The sequence below is a fragment of the Citrobacter sp. CtB7.12 genome (assembly GCF_001297795.1).
GTDB lineage: Bacteria > Pseudomonadota > Gammaproteobacteria > Enterobacterales > Enterobacteriaceae > Citrobacter_A > Citrobacter_A amalonaticus.
In genome coordinates this window covers 81293-87864 of the sequence record NZ_LIFT01000020.1, presented here as the reverse complement: position 1 = coordinate 87864, position 6572 = coordinate 81293, and the positions used below count along the sequence as shown (strand labels likewise).

Sequence of the window (6572 nt, the reverse complement as noted above, 5' to 3'; positions counted from 1 at the left end):
TTTTCATCAGACAATCTGTGTGGGCACTACAAAGGCAGGTTCTTTAAGGTAAGGAGGTGATCCAACCGCAGGTTCCCCTACGGTTACCTTGTTACGACTTCACCCCAGTCATGAATCACAAAGTGGTAAGCGCCCTCCCGAAGGTTAAGCTACCTACTTCTTTTGCAACCCACTCCCATGGTGTGACGGGCGGTGTGTACAAGGCCCGGGAACGTATTCACCGTGGCATTCTGATCCACGATTACTAGCGATTCCGACTTCATGGAGTCGAGTTGCAGACTCCAATCCGGACTACGACATACTTTATGAGGTCCGCTTGCTCTCGCGAGGTCGCTTCTCTTTGTATATGCCATTGTAGCACGTGTGTAGCCCTGGTCGTAAGGGCCATGATGACTTGACGTCATCCCCACCTTCCTCCAGTTTATCACTGGCAGTCTCCTTTGAGTTCCCGGCCGGACCGCTGGCAACAAAGGATAAGGGTTGCGCTCGTTGCGGGACTTAACCCAACATTTCACAACACGAGCTGACGACAGCCATGCAGCACCTGTCTCACAGTTCCCGAAGGCACCAAGGCATCTCTGCCAAGTTCTGTGGATGTCAAGACCAGGTAAGGTTCTTCGCGTTGCATCGAATTAAACCACATGCTCCACCGCTTGTGCGGGCCCCCGTCAATTCATTTGAGTTTTAACCTTGCGGCCGTACTCCCCAGGCGGTCTATTTAACGCGTTAGCTCCGGAAGCCACGCCTCAAGGGCACAACCTCCAAATAGACATCGTTTACGGCGTGGACTACCAGGGTATCTAATCCTGTTTGCTCCCCACGCTTTCGCACCTGAGCGTCAGTCTTCGTCCAGGGGGCCGCCTTCGCCACCGGTATTCCTCCAGATCTCTACGCATTTCACCGCTACACCTGGAATTCTACCCCCCTCTACGAGACTCAAGCCTGCCAGTTTCGAATGCAGTTCCCAGGTTGAGCCCGGGGATTTCACATCCGACTTGACAGACCGCCTGCGTGCGCTTTACGCCCAGTAATTCCGATTAACGCTTGCACCCTCCGTATTACCGCGGCTGCTGGCACGGAGTTAGCCGGTGCTTCTTCTGCGGGTAACGTCAATGGCTAAGGTTATTAACCTTAACCCCTTCCTCCCCGCTGAAAGTACTTTACAACCCGAAGGCCTTCTTCATACACGCGGCATGGCTGCATCAGGCTTGCGCCCATTGTGCAATATTCCCCACTGCTGCCTCCCGTAGGAGTCTGGACCGTGTCTCAGTTCCAGTGTGGCTGGTCATCCTCTCAGACCAGCTAGGGATCGTCGCCTTGGTGAGCCGTTACCTCACCAACAAGCTAATCCCATCTGGGCACATCCGATGGCAAGAGGCCCGAAGGTCCCCCTCTTTGGTCTTGCGACATTATGCGGTATTAGCTACCGTTTCCAGTAGTTATCCCCCTCCATCGGGCAGTTTCCCAGACATTACTCACCCGTCCGCCACTCGTCAGCAAAGCAGCAAGCTGCTTCCTGTTACCGTTCGACTTGCATGTGTTAGGCCTGCCGCCAGCGTTCAATCTGAGCCATGATCAAACTCTTCAATTTAAGTTTGATGCTCTTAGAATTAAACGTCGTAATGAATTACGTGTTCACTCTTTGAGACTTGGTATTCATTTTTCGTCTTGCGACGTTAAGAATCCATGTCACTCTGAGTGCCCACACAGATTGTCTGATAAATTGTTAAAGAGCAGTTGCGACGCGCTTTAGCGCTCTGTCGCGAGGTGGCGTATATTACGCTTTCCTCTTTCAGAGTCAACCCTGATTTTCAGGATTTTTCTCTTCAACCGAACCGGCTGTTTGTGTGAAGTGATTCACATCCGCCGTGTCGATGGAGGCGCATTATAGGGGGTCGACTCAGGAAGACAAGCGGAAAAATGCAGTTTTATTTCAACCGCTCACCTTTTAACCACAATGCTTATTTTTGCTGCTTTTTTATCGCCGATGGCAGATCAGCAAGACTATTTAATACCCAATCTGCCGCATTTTCTGCTTCCGCAGTAATGGGCTTGCCGGTTCGCACTAACACTTTTGTCCCGACTCCTGCCGCAGCCGCAGCCTGCATATCTTCTAATTTGTCGCCCACCATATAAGACGCGGCCATATCAATGTGCAGGAAATCGCGGGCCGAGATCAGCATACCGGGATGCGGCTTACGACAATCACAAACCTGGCGATACTCTTCCACACTGCCTTGCGGGTGGTGTGGACAATAATAGATACCGTCGAGGTCGACATCGCGATCGGCCAGTGACCAGTCCATCCACTCTGTTAATGTTTCAAACTGCGCTTCGGTAAATTTGCCGCGCGCAATCCCTGACTGGTTGGTGACAACTACCAGCGCATAGCCCAGTGTTTTAAGCTCGCGCATAGCATCAATAACACCGTCGATAAATTCGAACTCGTCGATTTCGTGTACGTAGCCGTGATCAACATTAATTGTGCCGTCACGGTCGAGAAAAATAGCGGGTACGGACTTTGCCACCTTTTATAGCTCCTGAATAAGGCATGTGCCGCTAGTATCGCATGTTTCGGCAGGCAAGAAAGTGCTCATCGTAGAAACCCTGATTGATTTAGACGTCTGGATGCCTTAACATCCATTTTGTTGACGGCTTTTGACCGCATCAGACAGACGAAAATGCCACGGTAACTTCATTACGATAATAAATAATCAATGATTAAACTTTCGAATATCACCAAAGTGTTCCATCAGGGGACCCGCACCATTCAGGCGTTGAATAACGTTAGCCTGCATGTTCCTGCCGGACAAATTTATGGCGTTATCGGTGCCTCAGGCGCAGGTAAAAGTACGCTGATCCGCTGTGTAAACCTGCTGGAGCGCCCGACAGAAGGAAGCGTTCAGGTTGGCGGACAGGAACTGACGACGCTATCAGAATCTGAACTGACTAAGGCGCGTCGTCAGATTGGCATGATTTTCCAGCACTTCAACCTGCTGGCCTCCCGAACCGTTTTTGGTAACGTCGCGCTGCCGCTGGAACTCGATAACACCCCAAAAGAAGAAATTAAGCGCCGCGTGACGGAACTGCTCGATCTCGTTGGCTTGGGTGATAAGCACGACAGCTACCCTGCGAATCTGTCTGGTGGTCAGAAACAGCGTGTCGCTATCGCCCGTGCACTGGCAAGTCAGCCAAAAGTGTTGCTATGTGATGAAGCGACCAGTGCGCTGGACCCAGCCACTACTCGCTCCATTCTTGAACTGCTGAAAGACATTAACCGTCGCCTTGGCCTGACCATTCTACTGATCACGCACGAAATGGACGTGGTGAAACGCATCTGCGACTGCGTAGCCGTCATCAGCAACGGTGAGCTGATTGAGCAAGATACCGTCAGCGAAGTGTTTTCCCACCCGAAAACGCCCCTGGCGCAGAAATTTATTCAGTCCACACTGCATCTGGATATTCCGGAAGATTATCTGGCACGCCTCAAAGCGGAATCGACGACCGACAGCGTCCCGATGTTGCGCATGGAATTCACCGGTCAGTCGGTGGATGCGCCGCTGCTTTCCGAAACAGCGCGCCGCTTTAACGTGAATAACAACATTATTAGCGCGCAGATGGATTACGCCGGCGGCGTGAAGTTCGGCATCATGCTGACTGAAATGCACGGCACACAAGAAGAAACGCAAGCCGCGATTGCCTGGCTGCAGGAACACCATGTAAAAGTAGAGGTACTGGGTTATGTCTGAGCCGATGATGTGGCTGCTGGTTCGTGGCGTCTGGGAAACGCTGGCGATGACCTTCGTATCCGGGTTCTTTGGTTTTGTGATTGGTCTTCCCGTTGGCGTGCTGCTGTACGTCACGCGTCCCGGGCAAATCATTGAGAACGCGAAGCTCTACCGCACACTGTCTGCGGTTGTGAACATCTTCCGTTCGATTCCGTTCATTATTCTGCTGGTATGGATGATTCCGTTCACTCGTGTGATTGTCGGGACATCAATCGGTTTGCAGGCTGCCATTGTCCCGCTCACCGTCGGCGCGGCACCGTTTATCGCCCGTATGGTGGAAAACGCCCTGCTGGAAATCCCGACCGGCCTGATTGAAGCGTCCCGCGCAATGGGCGCAACACCGCTGCAAATTGTACGTAAGGTGCTGCTGCCAGAAGCCCTGCCAGGGCTGGTAAACGCTGCGACAATTACGCTGATTACCCTGGTTGGTTATTCCGCCATGGGCGGTGCCGTGGGTGCCGGCGGTCTTGGACAGATCGGCTATCAGTACGGCTATATTGGATACAATGCTACTGTTATGAATACGGTACTGGTATTACTCGTTGTTCTGGTTTATTTAATTCAGTTCGCGGGCGATCGCATCGTCCGGACTGTGACGCACAAGTAACGTTCTACAAAACACAATTATCACATTAAGGAAATAAGCATGGCGTTCAAATTCAAAACCATTGCGGCAGTCGGCGCCCTGATTGGTTCTCTGGCACTCGTGGGTTGCGGTCAGGATGAAAAAGATCCAAACCACATCAAAGTCGGCGTGATTGTCGGTGCGGAACAGCAGGTAGCTGAAGTCGCACAAAAAGTTGCGAAAGAAAAATACGGTCTGGACGTCGAACTGGTGACCTTCAATGACTACGTTCTGCCGAACGAAGCGCTGAGCAAAGGCGATATCGATGCCAACGCCTTCCAGCACAAACCGTATCTGGATCAGCAGATCAAAGATCGCGGATACAAGCTGGTTGCCGCAGGCAATACCTTCGTTTATCCGATTGCGGGCTACTCTAAAAAAATCAAATCTCTGGATGAGCTTCAGGATGGCGCACAGGTAGCGGTTCCGAACGATCCAACCAACCTGGGCCGTTCTCTGCTGCTGCTGCAAAAAGTCGGTCTGATCAAACTTAAAGATGGCGTGGGTCTGCTGCCGACCTCACTGGATATCGTCGGGAACCCGAAAAATCTGAAAATTGTTGAACTGGAAGCCCCTCAGTTGCCGCGTTCTCTTGACGATGCGCAAATTGCTCTGGCGGTAATCAACACCACTTATGCCAGCCAGATCAACCTGACGCCGGCGAAAGACGGTATCTTCGTTGAAGATAAAGATTCCCCGTACGTCAACCTGATCGTGACCCGTGAAGATAACAAAGACGCGGAGAACGTGAAGAAATTCGTTCAGGCCTATCAGTCTGACGAAGTTTACGAAGCCGCCAATAAAGTCTTCAACGGTGGTGCTGTTAAGGGCTGGTAATTTTTAGGCGCTTTTCACAATCTGTAATATCATTCAGGACGGGCGTTTGCCCGTCTTGTCATTTATGCAAGCTCCTGATTCAATATGTGACAGTTAGATCATTCATTGAGGAAATATTATGCGTGCTTTACCGATCTGTTTATTGGCACTCATGCTGAGCGGCTGTTCCATGCTAAGCAGATCCCCTGTTGAACCCGTTCAAAGCACCGCAACCCCGCCAAAAGCGGAGCCGGAAAAACCGAAAGCGCCGCGCGCTGTTCCCGTCAGAATTTACACTAATGCTGAAGATCTGGTCGGCAAGCCGTTCCGCGATCTCGGTGAAGTGACCGGTGAATCCTGTCAGGCCTCTAACCAAGACTCTCCGCCGAACATCCCGACAGCACGTAAACGCATGCAGATTAATGCGTCAAAAATGAAAGCCAATGCCGTGTTACTGCATAGCTGTGAAGTCACCAGCGGGACGCCGGGTTGTTATCGTCAGGCTGTCTGCATTGGTTCTGCGCTCAACATCTCGGCTAAATGAGTCATTTTCAGTTTGAGCAAATCGGTGTCATTCGCTCGCCTTACAAAGAGAAGTTCGCCGTTCCCCGCCAGCCAGGGCTGGTAAAAAGCGTCAACGGCGAACTGCACCTGCTGTCTCCTTACAATCAGGCCGATGCGGTACGCGGTCTTGAAGCATTCAGCCACTTATGGGTGATCTTTGTTTTCCATCAGACGATGGAAGGGGGATGGCGCCCCACCGTGCGCCCGCCTCGTCTTGGCGGCAATGCGCGGATGGGCGTATTTGCTACGCGCTCAACATTTCGCCCCAATCCCGTCGGCATGTCGCTGGTTGAACTGAAAGGCGTTGTCTGTCAGAAAGATCAGGTCATTCTGCAACTGGGCAGTCTGGATCTGGTTGACGGTACGCCGGTCATCGATATCAAGCCTTACCTGCCGTTCGCGGAATCGCTACCGAATGCGACCGCCAGCTACGCGCAACAGGCACCGCAAGCCGAAATGTCGGTGAGTTTTACCGACGAGATTGAGCAACAGTTTCCCGCGCTGGAAAAACGTTATCCCCTGCTGAAGACGTTTATTCGTGATGTGCTGGCGCAGGATCCGCGTCCTGCCTATCGAAAAGGGGAAGAGACCGGTAAAAATTATGCTGTCTGGCTGCATGATTTCAACGTGCGCTGGCGCGTAACCGAGACGGGTTTTGAAGTCTTTGCGCTTGAACCCCGCTAATTTCACGCCCTTCTCTTTTGACATCCCTTTCTCGCTGGTAAACTGAGTTACTTTTTTTGTGTCAGGCTCACATTGAGCCTGTTCGATCGTTCAAC

6 protein-coding genes and 1 rRNA gene are annotated in these 6572 nt (G+C 51.9%); 5 read left to right on the top strand and 2 right to left on the bottom strand.

Going from position 1 to position 6572, the window contains the following annotated elements:
* Positions 1-49: 49 nt before the first annotated feature.
* A 16S ribosomal RNA gene (locus tag AOY24_RS19400) occupies positions 50-1591 on the bottom strand.
* Between the two features lie 370 nt (positions 1592-1961).
* Positions 1962-2528, bottom strand: coding sequence for a D-glycero-beta-D-manno-heptose 1,7-bisphosphate 7-phosphatase (gene gmhB, locus AOY24_RS19395; protein ID WP_042997843.1), 567 nt, complete (start codon positions 2526-2528; stop codon positions 1962-1964).
* Positions 2529-2717: 189 nt separating this feature from the next.
* On the opposite strand from gmhB, the gene metN reads away from it, so the two are divergent.
* The 5 genes from metN to tsaA all read left to right on the top strand — a co-directional run bounded on the left by metN (position 2718) and on the right by tsaA (position 6477).
* On the top strand, positions 2718-3749 hold the full coding sequence (metN, locus tag AOY24_RS19390; protein ID WP_042997844.1) for a methionine ABC transporter ATP-binding protein MetN: 1032 nt from the start codon (positions 2718-2720) through the stop codon (positions 3747-3749).
* The gene (locus AOY24_RS19385; RefSeq protein WP_042323638.1) at positions 3742-4395 is read left to right on the top strand and encodes a methionine ABC transporter permease MetI; all 654 of its coding nucleotides are present in this window, start codon (positions 3742-3744) and stop codon (positions 4393-4395) included. Before metN ends, AOY24_RS19385 begins: the two co-directional genes overlap by 8 nt.
* A gap of 39 nt (positions 4396-4434) precedes the next feature.
* Entirely contained in the window at positions 4435-5250 is an 816-nt protein-coding gene (gene metQ, locus AOY24_RS19380) for a methionine ABC transporter substrate-binding lipoprotein MetQ (protein WP_042997845.1), read from the top strand.
* A gap of 118 nt (positions 5251-5368) precedes the next feature.
* Positions 5369-5773 carry an Rcs stress response system protein RcsF gene (gene rcsF, locus AOY24_RS19375; RefSeq protein ID WP_042323642.1) on the top strand — a complete coding sequence of 135 codons (405 nt, stop codon included), beginning with the start codon at positions 5369-5371 and terminating at the stop codon, positions 5771-5773.
* A complete protein-coding gene (tsaA, locus tag AOY24_RS19370) occupies positions 5770-6477 on the top strand; it encodes a tRNA (N6-threonylcarbamoyladenosine(37)-N6)-methyltransferase TrmO (RefSeq protein WP_042997846.1) in 708 nt (235 codons plus the stop codon). The genes rcsF and tsaA overlap by 4 nt, the downstream gene beginning before the upstream one ends.
* Positions 6478-6572 lie beyond the last annotated feature (95 nt).